Annotated in this window: 19 protein-coding genes and 1 tRNA gene; 11 read left to right on the top strand and 9 right to left on the bottom strand. The window is 72.0% G+C overall.

From position 1 onward, the window contains the following. Positions 1–7: 7 nt before the first annotated feature. Positions 8–1,192: a PLP-dependent aminotransferase family protein gene (locus ACIPXB_RS24165; protein WP_401453199.1), complete on the bottom strand. Its 1,185-nt coding sequence runs from the start codon at positions 1,190–1,192 to the stop codon at positions 8–10. Between the two features lie 141 nt (positions 1,193–1,333). Between ACIPXB_RS24165 and ACIPXB_RS24160 the strand changes: the two genes are divergently transcribed. Then, positions 1,334–2,215: a hypothetical protein gene (locus ACIPXB_RS24160; protein ID WP_401453197.1), complete on the top strand. Its 882-nt coding sequence runs from the start codon at positions 1,334–1,336 to the stop codon at positions 2,213–2,215. A 138-nt stretch (positions 2,216–2,353) separates the two neighbouring features. Here the strand turns inward: ACIPXB_RS24160 and ACIPXB_RS24155 are convergent, their stop codons facing one another. The 3 genes from ACIPXB_RS24155 to ACIPXB_RS24145 all read right to left on the bottom strand — a co-directional run bounded on the left by ACIPXB_RS24155 (position 2,354) and on the right by ACIPXB_RS24145 (position 4,697). Further along, complete coding sequence (locus ACIPXB_RS24155) at positions 2,354–2,566, bottom strand: DUF397 domain-containing protein (protein ID WP_401453195.1); 213 nt, start codon at positions 2,564–2,566, stop codon at positions 2,354–2,356. A gap of 226 nt (positions 2,567–2,792) precedes the next feature. Then, complete coding sequence (locus ACIPXB_RS24150) at positions 2,793–3,677, bottom strand: helix-turn-helix domain-containing protein (protein ID WP_401453193.1); 885 nt, start codon at positions 3,675–3,677, stop codon at positions 2,793–2,795. Positions 3,678–3,923: 246 nt separating this feature from the next. After that, positions 3,924–4,697, bottom strand: coding sequence for a GPP34 family phosphoprotein (locus tag ACIPXB_RS24145; protein ID WP_401453192.1), 774 nt, complete (start codon positions 4,695–4,697; stop codon positions 3,924–3,926). A 183-nt stretch (positions 4,698–4,880) separates the two neighbouring features. Between ACIPXB_RS24145 and ACIPXB_RS24140 the strand changes: the two genes are divergently transcribed. The 4 genes from ACIPXB_RS24140 (at position 4,881) to ACIPXB_RS24125 (ending at position 10,998) form a co-directional block, all read left to right on the top strand. Continuing rightward, the gene (locus ACIPXB_RS24140) at positions 4,881–8,195 is read left to right on the top strand and encodes a hypothetical protein (RefSeq protein ID WP_401453190.1); all 3,315 of its coding nucleotides are present in this window, start codon (positions 4,881–4,883) and stop codon (positions 8,193–8,195) included. 60 nt (positions 8,196–8,255) lie between these two features. Then, positions 8,256–10,133, top strand: a complete 1,878-nt coding sequence (locus ACIPXB_RS24135; RefSeq protein ID WP_401453188.1) for an MFS transporter — start codon at positions 8,256–8,258, stop codon at positions 10,131–10,133. Positions 10,134–10,277: 144 nt separating this feature from the next. Next, on the top strand, positions 10,278–10,478 hold the full coding sequence (locus tag ACIPXB_RS24130) for a hypothetical protein (RefSeq protein ID WP_401453186.1): 201 nt from the start codon (positions 10,278–10,280) through the stop codon (positions 10,476–10,478). A gap of 208 nt (positions 10,479–10,686) precedes the next feature. Beyond that, complete coding sequence (locus tag ACIPXB_RS24125; protein WP_401453184.1) at positions 10,687–10,998, top strand: hypothetical protein; 312 nt, start codon at positions 10,687–10,689, stop codon at positions 10,996–10,998. Positions 10,999–11,063: 65 nt separating this feature from the next. Here the strand turns inward: ACIPXB_RS24125 and ACIPXB_RS24120 are convergent, their stop codons facing one another. Together ACIPXB_RS24120 and ACIPXB_RS24115 are read right to left on the bottom strand one after the other, a co-directional pair. Further along, on the bottom strand, positions 11,064–11,939 hold the full coding sequence (locus ACIPXB_RS24120; protein WP_401453182.1) for a nitroreductase/quinone reductase family protein: 876 nt from the start codon (positions 11,937–11,939) through the stop codon (positions 11,064–11,066). Positions 11,940–12,161: 222 nt separating this feature from the next. Continuing rightward, positions 12,162–12,234: transfer RNA gene (locus ACIPXB_RS24115), tRNA-Arg, on the bottom strand. Between the two features lie 525 nt (positions 12,235–12,759). Between ACIPXB_RS24115 and ACIPXB_RS24110 the strand changes: the two genes are divergently transcribed. From ACIPXB_RS24110 to ACIPXB_RS24100, 3 genes are read left to right on the top strand one after another with little or no spacing between them, the layout of a single operon-like run. Then, on the top strand, positions 12,760–14,001 hold the full coding sequence (locus ACIPXB_RS24110) for a hypothetical protein (RefSeq protein ID WP_401453180.1): 1,242 nt from the start codon (positions 12,760–12,762) through the stop codon (positions 13,999–14,001). 1 nt (position 14,002) lies between these two features. Continuing rightward, entirely contained in the window at positions 14,003–15,022 is a 1,020-nt protein-coding gene (locus ACIPXB_RS24105) for a hypothetical protein (RefSeq protein ID WP_401453178.1), read from the top strand. A gap of 11 nt (positions 15,023–15,033) precedes the next feature. Further along, entirely contained in the window at positions 15,034–15,699 is a 666-nt protein-coding gene (locus tag ACIPXB_RS24100; RefSeq protein WP_401453177.1) for a hypothetical protein, read from the top strand. Between the two features lie 390 nt (positions 15,700–16,089). On the opposite strand, the gene ACIPXB_RS24095 is transcribed toward ACIPXB_RS24100, so the two are convergent. Next, positions 16,090–17,790, bottom strand: coding sequence for a hypothetical protein (locus ACIPXB_RS24095; RefSeq protein ID WP_401453175.1), 1,701 nt, complete (start codon positions 17,788–17,790; stop codon positions 16,090–16,092). Positions 17,791–17,995: 205 nt separating this feature from the next. Between ACIPXB_RS24095 and ACIPXB_RS24090 the strand changes: the two genes are divergently transcribed. Further along, a complete protein-coding gene (locus ACIPXB_RS24090; protein ID WP_401453173.1) occupies positions 17,996–18,943 on the top strand; it encodes an endonuclease/exonuclease/phosphatase family protein in 948 nt (315 codons plus the stop codon). Between the two features lie 15 nt (positions 18,944–18,958). On the opposite strand, the gene ACIPXB_RS24085 is transcribed toward ACIPXB_RS24090, so the two are convergent. Then, the gene (locus ACIPXB_RS24085; RefSeq protein WP_401453171.1) at positions 18,959–19,438 is read right to left on the bottom strand and encodes a RidA family protein; all 480 of its coding nucleotides are present in this window, start codon (positions 19,436–19,438) and stop codon (positions 18,959–18,961) included. A gap of 67 nt (positions 19,439–19,505) precedes the next feature. Then, positions 19,506–20,783: a M6 family metalloprotease domain-containing protein gene (locus tag ACIPXB_RS24080; RefSeq protein ID WP_401453169.1), complete on the bottom strand. Its 1,278-nt coding sequence runs from the start codon at positions 20,781–20,783 to the stop codon at positions 19,506–19,508. Between the two features lie 332 nt (positions 20,784–21,115). On the opposite strand from ACIPXB_RS24080, the gene ACIPXB_RS24075 reads away from it, so the two are divergent. Then, the gene (locus tag ACIPXB_RS24075) at positions 21,116–21,778 is read left to right on the top strand and encodes a TetR/AcrR family transcriptional regulator (protein WP_401453398.1); all 663 of its coding nucleotides are present in this window, start codon (positions 21,116–21,118) and stop codon (positions 21,776–21,778) included. A 104-nt stretch (positions 21,779–21,882) separates the two neighbouring features. Beyond that, on the top strand, positions 21,883–23,427 hold the full coding sequence (locus ACIPXB_RS24070; RefSeq protein WP_401453167.1) for an MFS transporter: 1,545 nt from the start codon (positions 21,883–21,885) through the stop codon (positions 23,425–23,427). Positions 23,428–23,557: the final 130 nt, after the last annotated feature.

Genomic DNA, 23,557 nt, shown 5'->3' with positions numbered 1-23,557 from the left:
CCCGGCGTTACCGGTCCAGCGCCCGGCCCAGCCGCTCGACCCCCACGGCGATCTCCTGCGCCGTGTGGGTCGTGAACGACAGGCGCAGGGTGCGCGGGTCCGGGGTGCCCGTGTAGAAGGGGGCGCCCGGGACGAATGCCACGTCATGGGCCACCGCCGACTTCAGGAGGGCCGTGGCGTCGTGGCCCTCCGGGAGGCGGGCCCAGATGAACATGCCGCCCTCCGGGCGGTTCCAGGTCGAGCCCTGCGGCAGGGCCTCCCGCAGACCGGCGAGCAGGGCGTCCCGCCGCACCCGGTAGGCGGCGCGCACGGCGGCCACGTGGTCGTCGAGGTCGGCCGCCGCCAGGTAGTGGGCGGCCGCGAGCTGGTCGACGGTCGAGGTGTGCAGGTCCGCCGCCTGCTTCGCGACCACGGCGGCCCGCCGCAGCCCGGCCGGCGCGCGCAGCCAGCCGAGACGCAGGCCCGGCGCCATGACCTTGGAGAAGCTGCCCAGCAGAGCCGTACGGTCCTCCGCCCCCGCGTGCGCGGCGAGCCAGGGCAGGTGCCGGCCCTCGTAGCGCAGGTCGCTGTACGGATCGTCCTCGACCAGCCACAGCCCCAGCCGCCCCGCGATCTCGGCCACCGCCGCGCGCCGCGCGGCCGGCAGGGTGCGGCCGGTGGGGTTCTGGAACGTGGGAACGGTGTAGAGGAGCTTGGGCCGTTCGCGCGTGATGATGTCCGCGAGCGCGTCCGGGAGCAGGCCGTCCTCGTCGCAGGGCACCGGGACCACGCGCGCCCCCGCCAGGCCGAAGGCCTGGAGGGCCGCGAGGTACGTCGGGTTCTCGACGAGGACCACGTCCCCCGGCTCGACCAGGGTGGACGTGATGAGGCTCAGGGCCTGCTGCGAGCCCGTCGTGATCAGGACGTCGTCCGCGTCGGTGGCCAGCCCGCGGGCCGTGACCCGGGCCGCTGTCGCGGCGCGCAGCTCCGGCGCGCCCTCGGTGGTCGAGTACTGCAGCGCCCGCGCCGCGGATGCCGCGAACGCGGCGTCGTACGCGGCCCGCAGGCCCTCGGTGTCGAACAGCTCCGGCGCCGGCAGCCCGCCCGCGAAGGAGATCACGCCGGGCCGTTCGGTCAGCGCGAGGATCTCGCGTACGGGCGAGCCGCCGACCGAGGTCGCACGGGCGGCGAAGGCGGGGGGATGCGCGCTCATGGGGGCTCCTTCAGTGGCCGGATGTGTGCGCAGCAGCCTAGCGAGGAAGGTGCATATGGCACTTAGTTGTCCACGTGCTGAACCGGCACGGATCTCGTTCACCCTCTCGCAAACTGACACCGCATCAGCTAGACCCGTCCCATGGCGAATCAGCAGCGAGAGCAGAGAGAGCAGCGAGACACCGAGCCCCCCACCGGCACCCGTGCCGACGTCTACGGCGAGCTGGCGGCCGTCGGCCCCTACGGCGTGCGTCCCGGTCACGCCCTCATCACCATGGTGGAGCCGCATCCGGGCCACGAGTACGCCTACAACCGCTGGTACGAGGACGACCACTACTACGCGGGCGCGATGGCGATGCCCTGGATGTACGCGGGCCGGCGCTGGGTGGCCACCCGTGAGCTGCAGGAGCTGCGCTACCCCGAGAAGTCGGCCATCGCCCAGCCCGTGACCGCCGGCTGCTACATCTCGACGTACTGGATCACCGACGGCCGTTACGACGAGCACATGAAGTGGACCGTCGGCATCAACAAGCGGCTGAACCGGGACGCCCGCGTCTACCAGGACCGGACGCACGTCTTCACGTCGTTCCAGGACCACGAGGCGACCGTCTACCGCGACGGGGCTGCCGGTCCCCGCGACTTCCACGCGCTGGACCACCCGTACGCCGGTCTCGTGGTCCAGGTGATCGACGCGGACGGTCCGCAGCAGCGGGCCGAACTGCTGGAGTGGCTGCGCTCGCGCGCCCTGCCGAAGCGACTGCACGGTTCGCCGGCGGCGATGGTGACCGTCTTCCGGCCGACGCCGCTGCCCGGTGACCGGATGACGTACGTCAAGCAGGTCGAGGGGGTCGACACCCGGCTCACGCTGCTGTGGTTCCTGGAGGCCGACCCGCGGACCTGCTGGGACCGCTTCCAGGGGCTGGACGCCGAGGTCGAGGGGGCCGGGCTGGGGCGGGTGGAACTGGTGGCGCCGTTCATCCCGACGGTGCCGGGGACGGACCGGTACGTCGACCAGCTCCGCTGACCCCGGCCCGGCTTGGGGGACATGGTCCGGGACATGGCCGAGCCCCCTCGGCTGAGACGGCGGACCAGTCGAGAGGGCTTCAGTCAGTTGTTGTGCGGTGGTGCGGTGGCGCAGTGGTGCGATCGCCGGGGGCGGTTCTCAGACGAGGTGCCCCAGCCGGCCCTCGGTCACCTCGGTGACGAAGGAGCTCCAGGAGCCCGGCGCGAAGGTGAGGGACGGGCCCTGCTGCACCTTCGAGTCGCGGACGGCGATGGCCTCGGTGACGGGGGACTTGACTTCGACGCACGCGCCGTTTCCGCCGGAGTAGGAGGACTTGGTCCAGTTTTCCGTCGCGCCCAGTCGAATAGCCATGTTTTTCTCCGGTTCAGCGAGTTGTTTCGATGGGGGGCGCCGACCGGATGAATTCCCGGTTTCCCAGGGCTTTTCCGGCCGACGTGATCGACGCTACCGGCACCGCTCGACGGCTGAAGAGAGCATTCACCCATCTGGATGGCATATTCCGGCCGGGTCTTCCGTGGCCGGGTGTTGCCGGTGTACCGTACGGGCCCCCTTGTCACCTGCCCGGTTTCCTCCGCTTTTACTTCCCCTTGCCCGCATAGTTGCCGATGATGTCCGAGATGAACTCGCGGGTCTGCTCCACATTGAGAGCCTGGGCCCGCAAGTGCTCGTACATGACGCTGTACCGCTGAACGTCGTTGGCCTTCTCCAGGTACAAATCGCTCGTGACGCCCTCGATGTAGACGACGGTCGAGTCGGAAGTGTCCGGGAATTCGAGAATGGCGTACTGGCCGTTCACGCCGGGGTGCGCGCCCATCGAGAAGGGCATCACCTGCACGGTGATGTGCGGGTGCTCGGACTGCTCTATCAGGTGCTCCAGCTGGCGGATCATCAGCTGGGCGTCGCCCACGCACCGCCGCAGCGCGGCCTCGTCGATGACCGCCCACAGGCGCAGCGGACCGAGGTCCGGGTTGTTGTTGTCGGTTTCGGAGAGCCGCAGCTGGCGGCGCATCCGCACCTGGACCCGCTTGTCGATGTCGGCGGGCGCGGTCTCGGGCAGGGCGCCGCGGATCAGCGCGTTGGCGTACTCCGGGGTCTGGAGCAGACCGGGGACGACCTGGGGTTCGTACGTGCGGAGACTGGCCGCGTCCGTCTCCAGGCCGATGTAGACGCTGTACGGGATGTCGCCGAACGCGTGCCACCAGCCCTGCTGGCGGGAGTCCTTGGCCATCTGCATCAGGGAGTCGACGAGCCGCCGGTCCTCGACCTCGTACACGTCGCACAGGTCACGGACGTCACGCTGGCTGATGGACCGCCGGCCGTTCTCCAGGCGGCTGATCTTGGACTGGGAGACCAGGAGGCGTTCGGCGACCTGCTCGGCCGTCATGCCCTTGTCCTCGCGGAGCTTGCGCAACTCCATGCCCAGTCGGCGGCGTCGGACGGTGGGATTGACATTGGACGCCACGGGAACGGCACCTCCGCTTGCTCAGGTCTTCGCTGTCTCTGCGTATCTGATGGTGAGCAGACTGCCACCGAAGCCCGTCCCTGCGCTGGGGAACTGGGGGAATGCAGACGCGCGGGGTGGCGAGACCGGTCGAAACGGCCCTCGCCACCCCGCGCGCCGGCGGCTCCCGAAGGTGGTTCTGGTGGATCTGATGGATCGGGTGGATCAGGTGGATCGGTCGTGCTGGTCCGTCCGCCGGCCCGTGGGTCAGCGTGCGGCTACGCGGGCCATCGCACCCGTGCGGCGCGGCTGCATCGGTACGCCACCCGCCGTCGCCGCCGCGTGCGCCGGAACGGACGCCGCGCCCGACACCGACACCGACGCCGATGCCGTCGCCCGCTCGCGGCGTGGCTGAGCGGCCACTCCGTTCTGGACGTCCATCACGGCGTGCGCCACGAGGCCGCCCATCGGGTCGTGCCGGATCAGGTCCCGCAGCCTGGAGCGGGATGACCGCCCCTCGTTACCGGGGTACAGATGCTTGCCGAGTCCGACCGCGTGGGCCAGCGCGGCAAGCGCCGCGGTCCGCGGGTCCGGCGGTACGCCGGTGCGGATCGCACTGTCCAGCCGGGCACGGATCTCCCGGCTGATCGCCGTGTCGGTCGCCTGGTAGCGAGTCGTCGGCAGCACCCCGCACATCTGCCCCGCCACGGCATGGACCATGCCGCACCGTTCGAGATGCGAGAGATACGTCTGGCGGAGCCCCAACCGGGGTCCACCGATCCAGTGGACGGCCCGTACCGGACTGCCGCGGCGGCGCAGCAGTTCCAGTGCGGAGTCCAAGGTCGGATCTCCTGTCGGCCGTGGCATCACCACGGCGATACGATCCCCGTCAGGGGCTATCCGTCCCGCCAGAGCCAGCTCCACTAGCTGGGCCCCGGCAAGGCCGAGGTCGAGCGACTGCGGCTGCGCCGTGGTTCCCGTGGTCGGGTCCAAGGCGAGCAGCAGAAGCTCCTCCGGAATTGTTCTGCGGCTCCTGCCCATCCATGCCTCCCCGCGTGGATGAATGACAGGGTGACGCCTCTCACATTCATCTGTCGAGAGTGCCTGGTCGCTTTGTGGGGGAACCAGCAGCTATGTCGTTCTCGTCTAGCACGGGGGCGATGCCCCCGAGACGGGACACTGTTAGACGGTTCGGACAGCCGGACGGCGATCGAGGAGGAACTGGTGGCGGGCGAGTCCCCCGACAAGTCGGTAGAGCAAGGTGAGTCGTCTGGGGAGCGCGGCGAGGAGCGCGACCCGCGGCTGTCGGTGCTGCGTCCGCGTGACCCCGAGCCGGAGCCGGATGCGCTGACGGCGGCGGTGGCTGCCTGGGTCGCGACTACCGGCGACGACGCCGGATCCGGCCCCGCCGGGGCGGAGTCCGAGGAGGCCGACGAGGCCGAGGACAGGGGCGCGGTCAAGGTCGAGGCGAAGACGGAGACGAAGGCGGGCGGGGAGACGGAGGCGGAGGCTGTCCGCACGGACGACGCGAAGTCGCCCGGACGGGTGGACTCCCCGAAGGACGCAGATGACGAGCCGTCCGGTTCCGAGACCGCGCCGGCCGCGTCGACGAAGACCGCCGAGCGGTCGGCCGAGCGGTCCACCCAGTCCTCTGCCGACGATTCCGCTTCGGGTCCGGCCGAGAAGGCCGACGCGCTGGCGGACAGCGAGCGTACGGCGGTCTTCCGGGCGCCCCGCATCGAGACCGAGACCGGGGCCGGGACCGGTGCGGATGCCAAGGCCGCCGCCAAGGCCGGCGACGCCCCCGCGGAGGCCGCCGAGGAGCCGGCGGACAGCGAGCGTACGGCCGTGTTCCGGATGCCCCGCACCGACGCCGGGCCGAAGAACGGCCAGGCGCCTGCCAAGGATTCCGCTTCCACGTCCGGAGCCCAGGGTGACCGCAAGGCCGACGGGGCCGAGAAGTCCGGCTCCGGGCAGGGGACCTCGGTCGATCCGCGTGCCGCGGTCGCCGAGGACAAGCCGGCGGGCGGTTCCGCCAAGGATTCCGCTGCTGGCTCCGCCGGTGAGGACAAAGGTTCCGCCGCCCCGCGTTCCATGTTCGAGCCGCGCGTACGTCCGAAGCCCGCGGGCGAGCCCGCGGACAGTGAGCGTACGGCCGTCTTCCGCGTGCCCAAGGCCGATGGCGGGCCGGTGAAGTCCGAGGGTGCGACCGCCCCGCGTGCCGCCGGCGGCGATGAGCCGGCCGACAGCGAGAAGACGGCGGTGTTCCGCGCCATCCGTCCCGCGTCGGATTCCGCTTCCGCGTCGGGTTCCGCGCGGACCGACGAGAAGCCGAAGCCGGCGGGGAAGGGCGCGAAGGCGGAGTCGGACGCGAAGGACGCGCCGTCCGCCGCGCCGAAGCCGGACGCGAACGACGCCAAGGGTGCGGGCGACGCCAAGGGTGCGGGCGACGCCAAGGGTGCGGGCGACGCCAAGGGTGCGGGCGACGCCAAGGGTGCGGGCGACGCCCGGCGCGCCGAGGGCGCCAAGGGGGCGACCGGCGCCTCCGGCGACTCCGGGCGTTCGTTCTTCGAGCCGCGCCAGCGTGCCGCCGCGGCCCCCGCCGAGCCCGCCGACAGCGAGACGACCACCGTGTTCCGGGCCGTGCGGCCCGACGCGAAGCCGGCCGGGGACAAGCCGAAGGCCGAGGGTGAGGCAGAGGGCAGGGCCGAGGGTGAAGGCCGCCGCGCCAGCACCTTCGTGCCGCTGCGCACCGACGACGGCCGCCCCCGTCCCAGCGGCCCGGCCGGCCAGGGCACCAAGGCCGACCAGGGCAGCAAGGGCGACGGCGGCGACAAGAAGGACGCCGCCGCGGCCCCCGAGGGCGGCAACGCCGGCAAGGACGGCAACGCCGGCAAGGGTGGCACGGCCGCCGATGGTGGCCCCAGGCCCGCCTCGCAGGGCGTCCGGGTGGGCAAGGACGCCCGGCCCGCGGGCGCCGCCAAGCCCGCCGCTCCGGCCGCAGGGACCGCCGCCCCGGCCGCCGGGAAGGCTCCGGCCGCCCCGGGCGCCAAGCCCGCCACCCCCGCCGCCGGGCCCGCGGCCCCCGCCGGGAAGGCCCCCGCCACCCCCGCCGCCAAGCCCCCCGCCCCCGGTGGGAAGACCCTGGCTCCGGCCGGGATGTCCACCGCTGGGGCGCCGCCCGCCGCCACGCACAAGCCGCCGGTCGAGTACCGGGGTGCCGAGCGCACCACCCAGCAGCCCATGCCCCCGCGGCCGCCGCTGGACATGCTCGCCGAGCTGACCAACAACCCGCCCCCGCCGCCCAGCGCGATGCGCACCACCGTGCGGCGGGTCAAGATCTACACACCGCTGGTCGCGCTGCTCGTGCTGATCCTCGGCGTCGTGCAGCTGTTCCGCCCGCTGCCCGCCCCGAAGCTGACGATGACCGCCAAGTCCTCGCACACCTTCGGCGGCGACAAGCCGAACCTGCCCTGGCCCACCGAGGGCCAGGCGTCCGTCTACGCGTCCGGGCTCGGCACCCTCGGGACCTCCGGCGAGCAGAAGCCCGTACCGATCGCGAGCGTCACCAAGTCGATGACGGCGTACATCATCCTGCGCGACCACCCCATCAAGAAGGGGGAAAAGGGTCCGATGATCGACGTCGACAAGACCGCCGAGACCGAGGGCAAGAAGAACGACTCGGTCAACAACGAGTCCACCCTCGACACGGTGAAGGAGGGCGACAAGATCTCCGAGTACGACGCGATCGCCGCCCTCATGATCCCGTCGGCCAACAACATCGCGCGGCTGCTCGCCCGCTGGGACACCAACGGCAACCCCGAGGCGTTCGTCAAGAAGATGAACGACACCGCCAAGGAACTCGGCATGACCAACACCACGTACACGGATCCCTCGGGTCTGGACGCGACGACGGTCAGCACCGCCGAGGACCAGGTCAAGCTGGGTCTGAAGCTCGTCGAGATCGAGACGCTGCTCGACATCACCAAGAAGCCGAAGTGGACCGACCCCTCCGGCAAGACCTGGGACAACTGGAACAAGCTCGTCCCGTACAACGACTCGCTCGGCATCAAGACCGGCACCACGAGCAAGGCCGGCGGCAACCTCCTGTGGGCGGCCCAGAAGAAGGTCGGCAACACCAACCAGCTGATCGTCGGCGCGACCCTCGCCCAGCACAAGCCGCCGATCATCGACAGCGTCGTCGCGGCGAGCAAGCAGCTGATGCTCGCCTCCCAGAAGACCCTGACCGGTGAGACGGTGGTCAAGAAGGGCCAGGTCGTCGGGCACGTCGACGACGGTCTCGGCGGCCGGACCCCGGTGGTCGCCACCGCCGACGTCCAGGCGGTCGGGTGGCCCTCGCTGACCGTGGCGATCCAGCTCGGCGACGGCGGGAAGAAGATCCCGGAGTCCGCGAAGGCGGGCACCGAGGTCGGAGTCCTGACCGTGGGTGAGGGCGCCAGCCAGGTCAGGGTCCCCGTGGCCCTCAAGACCGATCTGGACACGCCGGGCATCGGCAGCAGGCTGATCCGCATCGCGTGACGGCCTTCCGGCGCCCCGGGCAACCCCGGGGCGCCGGAGCGCGTCTTGGGAGCGGGACCGATGTTGGGGAGTACGGCAGTGACCACCACCGCTGAGCAGACCGCCGAGACCGCGGGCGGTGACACCGGTATACGGCCGCCCGGACAGGGCCCGCTGCGGGCCGGCGGGCCCCGTGCCGCGGGGCGTGCGGTGCTCGGTGCGGCCGAGCGGCACCCGGCGGTCGCCGCGGCCGCCGTCGCCGCCGTGCTGCACGTGGTCTGGTTCTACGTCTTCGCCAACAGCGGCGGCGACCTCGCGGCCCAGGACGCCTGGGCCGAGTTCGTCGGCCGCCACCCGGACTCCGCGTACAACCTCGCCTGGTACGGCGGCATGCACCCGGTGTCGTACAGCGTCGTCTCCCCGTACCTGATGCACGTCCTGGGCGTGCGGACGACGATGATGATCGCCGGGACGGTCTCGGCGGCCCTGTGCGCGCTGATCCTCAGCCGCTGCCGCGGCGCCGTCCGCGAACCGCTGTGGCCGGCCCTGGCCGGGGTGTACGGGCTCTTCTGCAACGCGCTGTCGGGCCGGGTGACCTTCGGGCTGGGCGTGATGTTCGCGCTCGGCGCGGTCGCGGCCGCGTTCTGCTGGCCGCGCAAGTGGGCCCACCGGCGCTGGTCCAAGGCCGCCGTGGCGGCCCTCCTGGCGGGTACGGCCACGGCCTCCAGCCCGGTGGCCGGGCTGTTCCTGGGCGTGGTGGCCGCGGCGCTGTTCCTGAGCGGGCGGCGGCCCGGGGCCTACGCCCTGGGACTGGCGCCGGCCGCGGTGGTCGGGCTGTCGGCGTGGCTGTTCCCGTTCTCCGGCACCCAGCCCATGAAGATCGGCTCGGCGTGGCTGCCGTTCATCTTCGCCCTGGCGATCCTGTTCCTCGTCCCCCAACGGTGGCGGACGGTCCGGATCGCGTCGGGCGTCTACGCGCTCGGCGTCTTCCTGACCTGGGCGATCGACTCGCAGGTGGGCTCGAACGTCACCCGGATGGTCATGCTCTTCGGCGGCGCCGTGCTGGTGGCGGCCCTCCCGTACGCGGTGGCGCGCTCGCGCCACTGGTACGCGGTGGTGGCGGCGATCGTCGGGCTGAACGTCTGGATCACCACCAACAGCATCACGGACATCGTCCGCACCACCCCGAAGGCCGCCTGGAGCCGTGAGCTGGCGCCGCTGGTCGACCAGCTGCAGAAGGCGGGGGCCGAGCGCGGCCGCGTCGAGGTGGTCCCGGCCAGCAGCCACCGCGAGTCCTCGGTCTTCCCGTCGTACGTCAATCTGGCGCGCGGCTGGAACCGGCAGGCCGACCTGGAGCGCAACCCGCTCTTCTACGACGACACGCTCACCGAGGACAGCTACCGGGCCTGGCTGGAGCGCTGGGCCGTGCACTACGTGGTGCTGCCCGCCGACAAACCCGATTCGGGGGGCGTGAGCGAGGCGAAGCTGGTGCGAGCGGGGCTGCCGTACCTCCAGCAGGTGTGGGGCGACGCGAACTGGCAGCTGTTCAAGGTGCACGAGCCGACCCAGCTGGTGAGCGGGCCCGCGACGGTGGTGCGGGCGGGCGCGGACCGTATGGTCGTCGACGTCAAGGCGGCCGGCCGGGTGATGGTGCGGATCCCGCACTCGCCGTGGCTGGGGCTGGTCGACGCCGAGGGCCGGGGGGTGCCGGGGCCGCAGGAGAGCGCCGAGTCCAAGCGGCGGGGTGCGGCGCCGAAGGCGTACGTGAACACGGCCGGGTGCCTGTTCAAGGCGGCCCCGGACGCGGAGGGCGACGTGTGGACGGAGCTGCTGGCGCCGGCGCCGGGGGAGTACCGGATCGCGTCGCCGTACCAGCTGCCGCGCGGCACGGGGTGCCCGGAGGAGCTGATCGACCAGGTGCTGGGCCCGCCGGCGCGCCCGTCGGGCTACCGGCCGTGACGACCCCCTCGCGGACCCCCTCGCGGACCCCCTCGCGGGCCCCGTCACGGACCTCTCACGGACGCCCAAAGGGTGCATTTGTCCGATTGTCCGCATACGATCCCAGTAGTCCGATTGGATGCTTCCCGAGGGAGTGACGACGGGATGAGCGAAGAGCAGAGGCAGGAATTCCGCGACGCCTTCCGGGCCCAGCAGCCGGACCGTGCGCCGCGTCCGGCGGGCCACGGGTTCGACGGCCCGGTGCGGAGCAAGATCAAGGGCGGGGTCCACACGAAGGCGGAGCTGAAGCGCGCCGGAACCCCACAGGGCGACCGCATCGGCGAACGCAGCAAAGGGCTGAGCTGAACCGCACGGCTGTCATACGCATCGTCCCGCCCTTCCGGCTCCTGGCCGGGAGGGCGCTTTTCGTGCGCCCGGCGGAAAACCGGCTCCCGTCGTGACACCTTCGCGCCCGCACATCCGCGCCATCGTTACGTTCTCTACGTACAGCCCCGACGTGACCCCCGTAGCGTCGTCCGTACGAAGCGACCGCCGACACGAAGGGAACCCACTCATGCGTCCCACGTTCCGTACCGGCCCGCGTACCGTCCTGCGCAACGCGGCCGTCGTCGCGGGTGCCGTCGTCGCGCTCGCCCTCCCGGGCGGCGCCGCCCTCGCCGCCGACACGCAGCCCGCCACCGCCAGCGGCACGGCCACCGTCTCGGCCGCGCAGGATCCCGCGGGCGAGACGGTCCGGACGATCCCGGACGCGGGCGGCGTCGTCCACGGCAGCGGGCCGCTGATGGCGGGCGCCGCCGGCATGGCCGCCGCCGGCGCCGCGGGCCTCACCTTCGCCCTCCTCCGCCACGGCCGCACCGACCCCTGACCACGTTCGCCCTCCTCCGCCACGGCCGCACCGACCCCTGACCACGGCGGACCCGGGCCACGGCACTAGGGAGCGCCCAGCGCCCGCAGGACGGGCAGCAACTGCTCCTCCTCCCGGTCCAGATGCCCCTCCAGCTCCCGGCTCATCACCTCCAGCCGCTCGACGATCCCGGCCCCGGCCCCTTCCCCTTCCCCGACCTGGTCGAGCAACTGCACGATCTCCTCCTGGAGCCCCGACACGACCCGGTGCTCCCGCGCCAACCGCTCGAAGAACGCGGCGAGATGGGGATGCTGCGACGCCAGGTACGGGAAGAGGCCCGCGTCCTCGCTCGTGTGGTGGAACTCCAGCGACTGGCAGAACGCCAGGCAGTGCTGGCGCAGCTGGAGCCCGAGCGGAGCCGGTCCGCCCCCGCCGGCGGCGACGTGGTCGCGCGCCTCCCGCCGTACGTGCCCCAGCTGCGCCCGCAGCCAGCCGTGCACCTCCAGCAGCTTCCCGGCGACCCCGTCCTCCCCGCTCGCCGTCTCGTGGGTGCGCTGGAGCACGACGACGGGAATCTCCCGCTCCGTCCGCTGCTGGTACTCCCCGTACCCCGGCTCCTGCCGTACGACGTGGGCGAACAGCTCCGCGCGGCGCGCCCCGGCCGCGGGCATGGCCACGGCCCCGTACTCCTCGGTGCCGGTCTCGACGCGTACGAGCGGGTGCGCGAGCAGATTGTGGAACCAGGCGGGATGCCGGTCGGCCCCGGCGGCGGACGCGACGACGAGCAGCTGCTCCCCGTCCGGCTCCCGCACGAACCCGAGCGGCACGGTGTGCTCCTGCCCCGACCGTGCCCCGGTGGTGGTGAGCAGGACGAGCCCGGCCCCTTCGAAGGGCCCGCCGACCTTGCCGGCGTTGGCACGGAACTCTTCTATGACAGCTTCATTGAACGACTGGACCGACACGAGAGGTGTCTCCTTCACGGTGTGTACGCGTACGACGGTGCGTCTACAGCCCGTGAAGATCAGCCGAAGCCGGTGGGATACGCGCCCATGTGGCGCTCCTCGACTCCCAGGTGTCTGCCCGATCGCCGCCCGGCCCACTTCTCAGTAGGCGGCGCCACGCAGCACACGCCCATGAAAGCACGAAGATCCCCCGGCCGCCATGGCCGAAGGATCTTGTGTGGGTGCCCCCGGCAGGATTCGAACCTGCGACACCGGCTTTAGGAGAGCCGTGCTCTATCCCCTGAGCTACGAAGGCGAGGGACTGACCGCTGACAGCCTAGCGGATAGGGCTCACGGTGGTCGCCCCCCTAGGGCGAGACGACGGCGGTGCCGTCGGGCTGCCCCTCTGACCTGGGGTCGATTCATCCCGTGGGTGACGGTGGCGAGACTGCGTGATCAAGGCACTGGCCCCGCGGAGGTGAGCTGTGATGTCCGTTCCGACCTGTGCACGGTCACTGTCCCTGAGCCGCGCTCGTTCGGGCGGGGGACCTGACGGGGACGGGGTTGTCGTCCTGACGTTCGAGGGGGGTGTGGGTAGGGTGGCGGGCAGGGCAACAACAGTGGCGAAGGGGGAGCTGGTGTCGTTCGACCAGGAGTGGGCTCAGGTCCGGGAGGACGCGGCCTTACGCCAGGACTCCGCGATGAGGCTGAACTCCGCGGCGGCTTCCCCCGGGGGTGGTTCGGGGCAGCCGGATCTCCGGACGAACGATCCGGGGAAGGCCGCGGCGGTGAAGGCTCTGGAGACGCGTCTGCAGCCCGGCACGCAGAAGTAACGGAACCGATGCTGACGTACCAGGATGTCGTCACGATCGATCTCGCGCCGTTGACCACGGCCGCGGGTCAGTGGGACGCGATGGCGACGAGCTTCCACACGTTGGAGACCGACTACAAGGATGCGGTGCAGTCCGTCGCCGAGGACGGTGTCTGGCTCGGGCTGAGCGCGAACTCCGCTTCGGGCCAGTTCGCCGGAACCCGTAAGCAGTACGCGGCCGCGCAGGTGGAGGCCAAGGCGATCGCCTCGCTGCTCCGGGACGCGCACACCCAGTTCGTGACGCTGGTCAAGGCGGTCAAGGACCTCGTCACCCAGGCGCAGGCCGACGAGATGATCGTCGACGGCCAGGGCAAGGCCACGTGGGACTCCTCCAAGTACAAGACCTCCCGGAACGATCCGGACTATCCGGAGTTCCAGCGCAAGCGCTACGAGGCGGCCACCGAGTGGACGCGACGGATCGACGCCGCTGTGAAGGCCGTGGACGACGCCGACCAGGGGGCGAAACTGGCCCTGACCCAGGCGGCCGGCGGGAACAAGGGCGTCATCCCGGGTCTGCCCAACCAGCAGTACGGCTTCAACGGCACCGCGGTCGGTGACATCGAGCTGTACGAGGCGCAGAAGGCCCGGGACATCGCCACCCGCATCAACAGTGGCGAGAAGGTGTCCGCCGCCGACTACGCCGAGTTGAACCGTTCCTTCCGCGACAACGCCGGCAACAAGGCGTTCAGTCAGACGTTCCTCGCGGGCCTGGGCACCGACGGCACGATCAAGCTCTCCGGCAAGCTGAACTCCAAGGAGCACCAGGACCTGGAACGCGGCCTCGCCAACACGGTCGCCGGAGCGACCCAGGTGCCGGGCAAGACCTCCGAGATGCCCCCGGGGTCGAAGAAGTTCAACGAGTGGCTCGACAGCCCGGACGGCAAGTTCTACAAGGAGTGGACCGAGAGCCTCGACACGTCCGGCACGAAGAACTTCGGCTCCAACACCCAGCCGCTCCACGGCTACCAGGCGTTCGTCAGCATGATGCAGCACGCCGACGCCGACTACGACGACCAGTTCCTCTACCAGCTCGGTGACGACCTGATCGCCGCCGAGAAGGAACACGAGGGCATCTTCACCTTGATGGACGCCTGGGGAGGCACGCGCGGCATCCAGGGGAGCGAGGCGCACGAGCACGCCAAGGGCGAGGCGCAGCAGAGCTTCATCACCGGCCGCGAAGATGCCTACTCCGCCCTGCGAACGAGGAAGTGAGATGACAGGAGGCAGCGGCCGGGCAGCTCCGGGGCGGAAGGTCATCGCTTCCGTCCTGGCAACCGGCGTCCTGGCGGTCGGCGTCCATCTGTGGCTGAACACCAACCTCTTCGCCGACGACGAGGTCTGCGGTGGGCTGGTGCCCACCGACTCGGCCGCCGCCGTCTTCCCGTCGTCCGGCCGCGTCTCCGACCGCAACGGTCCGGACTCCCGGCCGCGTGACCGACTCGCCTTCACCTGCACCGTCGTGAGCTCGTCGTTCCTGCCGGGCTCGGACACCGCGTACATGCGCATCTCGGGAACCCGTGAGCGCGGAGACTTCCCCTTCACCGACGACGGCCGCTGGCCGAACCCGGCCACCACGTCGTTCTTCACCGGCGGCGCCACGGGCGCGGTCGGAGAGGATCACGGCTGGGTCCTGCTGCCGGGCACCTGCACGACGCAGGACGGGCCCGCCATCGTCGAGGGATACGCGCCCGAGGGATCCGATCCCCTGCAACTCGCCCGGCTCCTGACGGATGTCGCCAACAAGGCGGCCGAACGGGCCGGCTGCCTCGACAAGGGGAACCTCAAAGCTCCCACCGCTCTCACAGCGTCCCCGGGGCCACGGCCGGTCGACGAGGCGGCGGTGTGCGGTCTCCCGGGACTCACGTTCCCCGGACCGGACGTGCGGACCGGGGTGAAGGAGGCCGTGCAGGAGAGCGCCCGGCCCACCTGGGTCTGCGAGGTCGCCGGGTACGCCACCTACGCCGTGACCCAGGAACCGCGAATCGTCGAGGCCATCCGCTCCTCGCCCGGCTTCAAGGAGCAGCCTCGGGTGGCCGGCCGCCAGGTCTCGGGTTTCGACCCCCGGCACGTCGTAGCCGACTGCGCAGGTGTTCCGACGTACTTCTCCCTGGAGTTCGGCCGGAGCTACCAGGATGCCGTCGGCGCGCCCGGTACCCCCCGCAGGCAGGACCTGTTCGACGGTTTCGTCGCAGCCGCCGGCAAGCGGCTCGGCTGCTCCGCCCCGACCTCCTGAGGACACGACACGTGACACGCGGACGACACCGACCGCTGATCGCGGCCGCCCTGGCGGCGGCGACCCTGGCGACCGGCTGCCAGAGCGATGCCGGAGGCGCCGGAGGTGGTGCGGCGCCGCTGAGCCTGAGCGGACTGACCAAGACCGCCGACGGGATGCCCGACGACGGGGCCGGCACCTGCCCGCTGCCCTACGACGTGGCCGAGGCGGCGAAGGCCGCGGGCCTGGACGGGGCGGCCGCAGCCGGACCCGTACGGGACAGCGGCGATCCCGTCGCCACGGCCGAGGGCGGCAAGCGGGCCAGGCCCGGGGAACCGTTGGCCGAGAACCCGGGTGCCCTGGTGAGCTGCACCTTCCACATCGGCGCGGACGACGTGCAGGTCCACACCGTCGCCACCCGCACGCCTCAGGCCATCGCCCCGCTGGCACCGGTGATCCAGAGGATGTCCGGATCGTCCGTCGACGAGCTGGTCGGCTACACGAAGAAGGCCGGCGACGCCAAGGCCGGAGACGCCGTCGTCACCGACAGCGGCAACGTCGCCGCCGTACGGCTGAAGCTGGACGGCGACGGCGACGCCTTCCTGCTCGTGTGCCTCGGGGAGGCGGGGACCGGGTCCCCGGACCGGAAACGACAGGTCGGCGACCTCGCCGAGGCATTCGCGGGCCAGGTGCAGTGAGGAAGGGCAGGCATCGCGCAGCCTTCCGGAGTCCGTGCGCGTTCGTGCGCGCTGGTGCGGCCCAGGACTACGGGCGGGCTGTGGCGGCGGTACGGGAAGCAGGACGCCGACCGAGCAGCCCTTGCGGCCGCGACGGACTTCGCACGGGATCCCGCCGCGTACCACCGTCTGCTGGCGCAGCTGACGCGGCCCGCGTCCTCGGTCCCTCCGCCGACTTCGTCTCCCCGCCGAAGGCGACGAAGGCGGGGCAGGGCCCGCCACGTGCGGCGGCCCAGGGGCGGCGTAGCGGATCGGTGTGCCGCTCCGCGGCTGCGCTGGGCGGGGACCACCGTGCCCCGGGGGCGGCCTGGGCGGCCGGTCCCCGGGGCACGGTGGCGGTGGTGCGGTGCGTCAGTTCTGGTCGTACAGGCCGAACATGTCGATCACCAGGTCGGTCGGGTGCCAGCTGCCGTTGAAGAAGTCGACGATGCCGGTCTTGCCGGTGCTCGCCTGGACCAGGTTCGGGACGGTGGCGTCCTTCGACCAGTTCAGGTTGGAGGAGTTCGGCGCGACCGGCGGCTTGGCGGTGCCGTTCTCGTACTGCTCCATGGTGTTCGGGTCCGGGAACACCGTGAGGTGGCCGCTGCCGCGGGTGTCGGTGACCGTCGCGTTCAGCGCGTAGGCCTTGATCGACGGCTCGTCGAAGGACAGCGGCAGCGGGAGGATCTCCCGGCCCGGCATCTGGCCGACGCCCAGCTCCCGGGTGTCCAGCAGACGGGTCGGCGCGACGGGCAGGTACGCGGCCTTGCTGTCGGTGCTGTAGTAGCCGACGACGTCCACGATCACGTCGGTCGCGGCCCAGGCGCCGTTGCGGACGTTGATCTTGCCGTCCGGGCCGACCGGAACGATCACGGAGTTGGCGACCGTCAGGCCGGCCGTGAAGTTCAGGTTCGACGTGATCGGCGCCTGCTGCCCGCCCGGGTAGACGGTCAGGTGGCCCGCGCTCTTCGGGTCGGTGACGGTGACGTTGAGCGCCACCGCCTTCACGCCGCCGGCCGGGACCCCGGCCTTGCCGGTGATCTGGACGCCGAACGACTCCTGACCGTTGATCTGGCGCTTGGCGGGCGTGCCCTGGCCCTCGCGGCTGTCGACGATACGGACGGGGTCCAGCGAGGTGTAGCCGCTGGCGGCGGTGCTGGTGAAGTACCCGGTGACGTCCGCGATCAGGTCCGCCTGGCCGCCGCTGCGGTTGTACAGCTCGACGTAGCCGTCCTCGCCGACCGGCACGATCGACATGTTGGGCACGGTCTGGCCCGCGACGAAGTTGACGTTCGACGTGGTCGGCCGCTCCTCGCCCGAGGGGTAGGCCGTGATGTGGCCGCCGGAGGCGGTGTTGGTGACGGTGAGGTTGAGGGCCACGGCGGAAACACCGGCCGGGATACCGGAGTTGCCGCCGACCTTCACGCGGACCGTGCCGAACGGGGCGACGGCGGCGGCGCTGGCCGCGCCGGTGCCGTCCCGGGTGTCCAGCAGGCGGGTCGGCGCGTGCGGGGTGAACTCGGTACCGGCGGTGGTGATGGCGAGCTGGTTCACCTCGGCCACGTTGTTGGTCGTGTCCGTGACGGTGACCTTGACCGTGTAGGTGCCGACCTCGGAGTAGACGTGCTGCTTGATCACGTCCGCGGTGTGGGTGACCCACTCGGTGGTGGTCTGACCGTCGCCCCACTGGATGTCGACGCGGATCTGCGCGGTCACGCTGCTGGTGACGTACGACTCCAGCTGGATGCCGTGCGCGCTGGTGCCGAAGGCGTAGAGGCCCACGCCGAGGTCGGGGTTGTCGACCGTGGCCACGGTCGGCGCGGCGGCGGCGCCGCTCACGGCGGACGGCGCGGACTTCGCGGCCGGGGCCTTGGGCGCGGCCGGCGCGGCCGTGCGGACGGACCGCTCGGCGGGGCTGCTGAAGGTGGCCGACTTCGCGGCGGACGACACCGCGGACTTCGAGAGGTCGGTCTTGGCGGCGGTCGCGGCCAGGACGCGGTCGGACGGGCCGTCCGCCTGCGCGACGCTCGGTACCAGCCCCATGGCCGCCGCGACGACGGCGGCGGAAATCATGACTCGGCGACGGTGCACCGGTCCCCCCAGGTGTCTTGAACTGGAATGTCTTGAACTGGTTCACATCGATGAAGCGTCCACAGCGTACACATGTTCGGCGCCGCTGATCGGGGGGGTTCGGCAGGCTCTTCCCGGAAGGCGCTCGTCCGCCCGTCGGCGCGGCTGCGGGTGGCCGGAAACCCGGCACCCGGTCCCGGGCGTCACCATGGTCATGACCGGAAAAGTGATCGACCGACGGCGGCGGCGCGGGGTGGGTACCGCCGTGGCCGCCGGGGGCGTCGCTCTCGTCCTGCTCGCGCACGGCTGGATACCCGACCGGCCCGGGAACCTGGGGAGTCTCGTCGAGACCCTCCTGCCCTGGGCCGGCGCCGCCGTGCCGCCGCTGGCCGTCCTCGCGCTCGTACGGCGCTCGCGCACCGCGCTCGTCGCCGTGCTGGTCCCCGCCGTGACCTGGGGTTTCCTGTACGGCGGCACGCTCACCGGCAAGCAGCGGCCCGGCGAAGGCGATCTCACGGTCGTCACGCACAACGTCGACGACGCCAACCCCGACCCCGCCGCCACCGCCCGCGCACTCGCCGCGACCGGCGCGCAGCTGATCGCGCTGGAGGAGCTGGTCGAGCCCGCCACGGCCACGTACGAGCGGGCGTTCGCCGGCCGCTACCCGTACCACGAGGTCCGGGGCACCGTCGGCCTCTGGAGTGCCTTCCCCCTCCGCGACACCCGGGCGGTGCCGATCATGCCGTTCACCCGCGCCCTGCGCACGACCGTCGACACGCCGAAGGGCCCGCTGACGGTGTACGTCGCCCACCTCGCCTCGGTGCGGCTGAGCCCGTCGGCCGGTTTCACCACCGCCCGCCGCGACGCGGCCGCGGGCCGGCTGGCCGAGGCGGTCCGCGGCGGCCCGGCCGGGCCCACCCTGGTCGTCGGGGACCTCAACGGCACCGTCGACGACGGCGCGCTCGCCCCGCTGATGTCGGGCCTGCGCGAGGCCCAGGACGCGGCGGGCGAGGGCTTCGGGTTCAGCTGGCCGAAGGGGCTGCCGTTCGCCCGCATCGACCACATCCTCGTACGCGACCTGACACCGGTGGCCTCGTGGACCCTTCCGGCGACGGCCAGCGACCACCTGCCCGTCGCCGCGTCGGTCAGGTTCTGAGCACGTGACCCGGGGTCACACGGCCATCGGCGTGTGCAGCTCCACGACGATCTCGACCTCCACCGGCGCGTCCAGCGGCAGGACGGCCACCCCCACCGCGCTGCGCGCGTGGATCCCGGGGTCGCCGAACGCCGTGGCCAGCAGCCCGCTCGCCCCGTCGACCACCTCCGGCTGACCGGTGAAGTCCGGGGCGCTCGCCACGTAGCCGGTCACCTTCACGACACGCTTCACGGCGGAGAGGTCACCGGCGACCGAGACCACCGCAGCCAGCGCGTTCAGCGCGCACCGCTGCGCCAGTTCGGCGGCCCGGCCGGCGTCGACCTCCGCGCCGACCTTGCCGGTCACCGGCAGCGCGCCGTCGACCATCGGCAGCTGGCCGGAGGTGTGGACGTAACTGCCGCTGCGTACGGCCGGCACGTAGACGGCGACGGGCGCGGGCGCCGGCGGGAGCGGCAGCCCCGCCGCGGCGAGCCGGTCCTCGGGGGTGGTGGTCATGCCCCTATCCCTTACCGCTTCGTCCCGCCGCCGGGGTCCGCGCCACGCCCGGGCCGGGGGCGGCGGGTCACGGACGGGTGACGCGGACCTGGTAGCTGCCGCCCCGCGTCTCGCCCACGACGGCGATGGAGATGCCCGCCGCCTCGTCGGTGAAGGTCTCGCCGGGCCGGAAGGGCGCGTCGGAGAGCTCGGCGTGGACGTTGGGACGGCGGGTGCAGCCGCCGCTGGTGTCCGAGCTGTCGTGCACGGTGACCGGGCCCTGTCCGGTGTCCACGGAGGAGTCCACCTTGTAGATGAGGACGCCGGGCCGGCACACGGACTCGTCGTTGCCGGCCTGGGTGCGGACCTCGACCGCGTAGCCGGAGCTCTCCGAGAGCGGGACGAAGGCCAGTTTGGTGCCGCCCGTGACCGCCAGCGGGGACAGGACGTGGTCGCTGGTGCCGGACTTGGCGGCGCAGCTGATCTGGGAGCTGTCGAGCCAGCCGAGCTTCCACTTGTGCCAGCCGAGGAGGTCGTTGTTGGCGCCCCAGTCCTCGCTCATGATGTCCCAGTGGCCGACCGCGCCGCCGCCGTCGGCGGTGTAGAGGTCGGGCAGTCCGAAGACGTGGCCGTTCTCGTGGGGGAGCACCCGGTAGCCGGTCTCCCGGTAGGTGCCGGAGCCGTCGTCCTGGCGGCTGTAGACGAAGGACGTGTTGGCCAGCGGCACGCCGTCGGCGACGGGCGCCTCGGCGTTGCCGGAGAAGGTCACCGACAGGACGGTGTCGAGGGCGGAGGGCCCGGCGTTCGGCGTGACCAGGATGTTGACCAGGTCGTACCGGGAGAAATTGACCTCGGCGTCGGCGGCCTTCACGATGTGCTCGACCAGCTGGCGGTAGCCGGGCTCGTAGGGGGAGCCGCGCTCGATCCCGTACGCCGCGAACGGCATCGGCATCCGCAGCCAGGACCTTATGGGCGCCTCGGGCTGGTAGGCCAGCCGGCCGTAGGAGCTGGTGCGGAACCAGTCGGACGTCTGGGGGAAGAACTCCGCCAGCCGGTCGAGGGCCGTCCCCTCGCCGGCCGCGTCGGGGAAGTCGATCATCAGGTTCAGGGCCCGGACCTCGCCCGTGGACCGGGAGTACCCGGGCGGGGTCGGCAGTCCCTCGGACATCTGCACGCCCATGGTGCCGGCGATCCGGCAGGGCGCTAGGGCGGACTCGGTACTGGCGGCGACCGGGCCGGCGGCGGTGTGGGTCCGAGTGGACAGCCCGGTGCTCGCGGTCGCCGCGATCCCCAGGGCCAGGGCGGTCAGACCGACGAGGGCGCTGGTGCGGCGGTGTGTGCGTATCCGGCGGCGGGTCTGCGGCATGGCGGTCGCCTTCGGGTCCGCGGCAGCCGGCCGGGCCCGGTCTGCGCTCTGTGCGTTTCACCCTCCGACGCGCCGGGCGGGGCCGCGCGCCGGGTGCGTCCGAACGGGAACCCGAATGTGGCCCGGCTCACACGGAGGGGTGAAATAACCGGGGACGGAATCCCCGTTTGAACCTGTGTCCCGCACAAGCGGGGACCGGCTCCCCGTTTCGGGGTGGCCGTACGCGAGGCGGGAGGGCCGGAGTGAGGCGATCGACCAGCGCGACCGGCGCGACGAGTGCGACGGGTGTGGCGGGTGGCACCAGCGCGACCGGTGCGACCGGTGCGGCCGCCGTGACCCGTGTGACCGCCGCGGCCCCCGCCCCCGGGTGCCAGGTGCCCAAGCCGCGCGCCGACGCCGTACGCAACCGCGAGCGCATCCTCGCGGCCGCCCGCGAGATGCTCGTCGAGCACGGGGCGCACGTGCCCTTCGACGAGATCGCGCGCCGGGCCGGCGTCGGCAATGCCACCCTCTACCGGCACTTCCCCGACCGGGTCACCCTCGTCCACCAGGTCGTCCTGTACGTCATGGACCGGGTCACCGCCCTGGCCGAGGACGCCCTCGCCGAGGAGCCGGACGCCTTCGCCGCGCTGTGCCGCTTCGCGCACGCCGCCGCCGACGAGCGCATCGGCGCCCTGTGCCCCATGCTGTCCGACGACTTCGACCACGAAGACCCCGAACTCCTCGCGGCGAGCGCCGCGTTGAACGAGGTCAGCGAGCGGCTGATGGCCACCGGCCAGCAGGCCGGAGTGCTGCGCGCGGACGTCGCCGTCGGGGACCTGATGATCGCCCTGTCCCAGCTCAGCCGTCCGCTGCCGGGTACCGCGTGCCTGGACGCGGCCCCCTTCGTCCACCGCCACCTCCAGCTCTTCCTGGACGGGCTGCGGGCCCCGGCCCGCTCCGAACTGCCCGGCGCGCCCGTCACGTTCGACGACCTGAAGCAGAAAACCATGTGACGTCGCGGGACGCTCCCGCTAGCGTCGACAAGTCATCCCACATATCCCCGCACCATCCCTTTCTGGCGCTTTCCCGCCATACGCACCGAGAAGTGGGTACCCCCATGTCCAAAACGGCCGCGTCCGCATCGCCGGCTGCCGTCCCCGACGCCGATCCCAGCCGCTGGAAGGCGCTGGTCTTCATAGCCCTGGCCCAGCTGATGGTCGTCCTCGACGCGACCATCGTGAACATCGCGCTGCCGTCCGCGCAGCAGGACCTCGGCATCTCCGACGGCAACCGCCAGTGGGTCATCACCGCCTACGCGCTGGCCTTCGGCGGACTCCTGCTCTTCGGCGGCCGCATCGCCGACCTGTGGGGCCGTAAGAACGCCTTCGTCGTCGGTCTCGTGGGCTTCGCCGCGGCCTCCGCGCTGGGCGGCGCCGCGACCGGCGAGGCCATGATGCTCGGCGCCCGCGCCCTCCAGGGTGCCTTCGGCGCGCTGCTCGCGCCCGCCGCGCTCTCGCTGCTGGCCGTCATGTTCACCGACGCCAAGGAGCGGGCCAAGGCCTTCGGCATCTACGGTGCGATCGCCGGCGGCGGTGGCGCGGTCGGCCTGATCCTCGGCGGGTTCCTCACCGAATACCTCGACTGGCGCTGGACGTTCTTCGTCAACATCCCCTTCGCCGTGGTCGCCGCCGTCGGCGCGTACCTCGTCATCCGCGAGCCGGCCGCCGCGCGCGGCCGCGCGTCGCTGGACATCCCCGGCGTGGTGCTCTCCACCCTGGGTCTGGTCGCGCTCGTCTACGCCTTCACGCGCGCCGAGTCCGACGGCTGGACGGACGCCACGACGACCGCGCTGTTCGCCGGTTCCGTGGTCCTGCTGGCCGCGTTCGTGCTGGTCGAGTCGCGGGTGAAGTCCCCGCTGCTGCCGCTGCGCGTCCTGATGGAGCGCAACCGCGGTGGCGTGTACCTCTCGCTGGGTCTGGCCGTCATCGCGATGTTCGGCCTGTTCCTCTTCCTCACCTACTACCTCCAGGTGGTCAAGGGTTTCTCGCCGGTCAAGACCGGCTTCGCCTTCCTGCCGATGATCGCGGGCATGATCACGGGCTCCACGCAGATCGGTGCCCGTCTGATGACCCGCGTCCCGCCGCGACTGCTGATGGGTCCCGGCTTCCTGCTCGCCGCGCTCGGCATGCTGATGCTGACGCAGCTGGAGGTCGGCTCGTCCTACGCGGCGCTGATCCTGCCGGCGCAGCTGCTGCTGGGCCTCGGCATGGGTACGGCGTTCATGCCGGCGATGTCCCTGGCCACGCACGGGGTCGACCCGGCCGACGCCGGTGTGGCCTCGGCCATGGTCAACACCTCGCAGCAGGTGGGCGGCGCCATCGGTACGGCGCTGCTGAACACGATCGCCGCGTCCGCCACCACCGCGTACCTGACCGACCACGCGGCCGCGGCGGCCGCGGGCGGCCCCGCGGCGCAGCTGGTCCAGGCCGAGGCGATGGTGCACGGCTACTCCTCCGCCATCTGGTGGGCGGTCGGCATCCTCGTCGCCAGCTCGGCCATCGCGCTGGCCCTGATCAACACCGGCCGCCCCTCGGCGGGCGGGGCCGTGGCCGCGGGTTCGGGCCAGGACGCGGACGTAAAGGTTCCGGTGATCGCCCACTGAGCCGGGCCGCAGCCCGCGGCCCGGTGCGTGGCGCCGTGGCGGGTGCGAGGGAATAAGTGCCGACCCCCCTTGGTTAAAATTTGAACCAGGGGGGTTGGCCTTTCCCCGTCGGACGAATCCCGAGGGAGCG

The organism is Streptomyces sp. NPDC090022, from assembly GCF_044748145.1.
In the GTDB taxonomy this organism is placed as follows: domain Bacteria; phylum Actinomycetota; class Actinomycetes; order Streptomycetales; family Streptomycetaceae; genus Streptomyces.
Note: the sequence above shows the minus strand (reverse complement) of the source record. Positions and strands in the feature narration are given on the sequence as shown.

Excerpts from the sequence above, each read along its gene's own strand:
- ACIPXB_RS24165 (WP_401453199.1), bottom strand. The coding sequence starts at position 1,192 with ATGAGCGCGCATCCCCCCGCCTTCGCCGCCCGTGCGACCTCGGTCGGC.
- ACIPXB_RS24160 (WP_401453197.1), top strand. The coding sequence starts at position 1,334 with ATGGCGAATCAGCAGCGAGAGCAGAGAGAGCAGCGAGACACCGAGCCC.
- ACIPXB_RS24155 (WP_401453195.1), bottom strand. The coding sequence starts at position 2,566 with ATGGCTATTCGACTGGGCGCGACGGAAAACTGGACCAAGTCCTCCTAC.
- ACIPXB_RS24145 (WP_401453192.1), bottom strand. The coding sequence starts at position 4,697 with ATGGGCAGGAGCCGCAGAACAATTCCGGAGGAGCTTCTGCTGCTCGCC.
- ACIPXB_RS24135 (WP_401453188.1), top strand. The coding sequence starts at position 8,256 with ATGTTGGGGAGTACGGCAGTGACCACCACCGCTGAGCAGACCGCCGAG.
- ACIPXB_RS24130 (WP_401453186.1), top strand. The coding sequence starts at position 10,278 with ATGAGCGAAGAGCAGAGGCAGGAATTCCGCGACGCCTTCCGGGCCCAG.
- ACIPXB_RS24125 (WP_401453184.1), top strand. The coding sequence starts at position 10,687 with ATGCGTCCCACGTTCCGTACCGGCCCGCGTACCGTCCTGCGCAACGCG.
- ACIPXB_RS24110 (WP_401453180.1), top strand. The coding sequence starts at position 12,760 with ATGCTGACGTACCAGGATGTCGTCACGATCGATCTCGCGCCGTTGACC.
- ACIPXB_RS24105 (WP_401453178.1), top strand. The coding sequence starts at position 14,003 with ATGACAGGAGGCAGCGGCCGGGCAGCTCCGGGGCGGAAGGTCATCGCT.
- ACIPXB_RS24095 (WP_401453175.1), bottom strand. The coding sequence starts at position 17,790 with ATGATTTCCGCCGCCGTCGTCGCGGCGGCCATGGGGCTGGTACCGAGC.
- ACIPXB_RS24090 (WP_401453173.1), top strand. The coding sequence starts at position 17,996 with ATGGTCATGACCGGAAAAGTGATCGACCGACGGCGGCGGCGCGGGGTG.
- ACIPXB_RS24085 (WP_401453171.1), bottom strand. The coding sequence starts at position 19,438 with ATGACCACCACCCCCGAGGACCGGCTCGCCGCGGCGGGGCTGCCGCTC.
- ACIPXB_RS24080 (WP_401453169.1), bottom strand. The coding sequence starts at position 20,783 with ATGCCGCAGACCCGCCGCCGGATACGCACACACCGCCGCACCAGCGCC.
- ACIPXB_RS24070 (WP_401453167.1), top strand. The coding sequence starts at position 21,883 with ATGTCCAAAACGGCCGCGTCCGCATCGCCGGCTGCCGTCCCCGACGCC.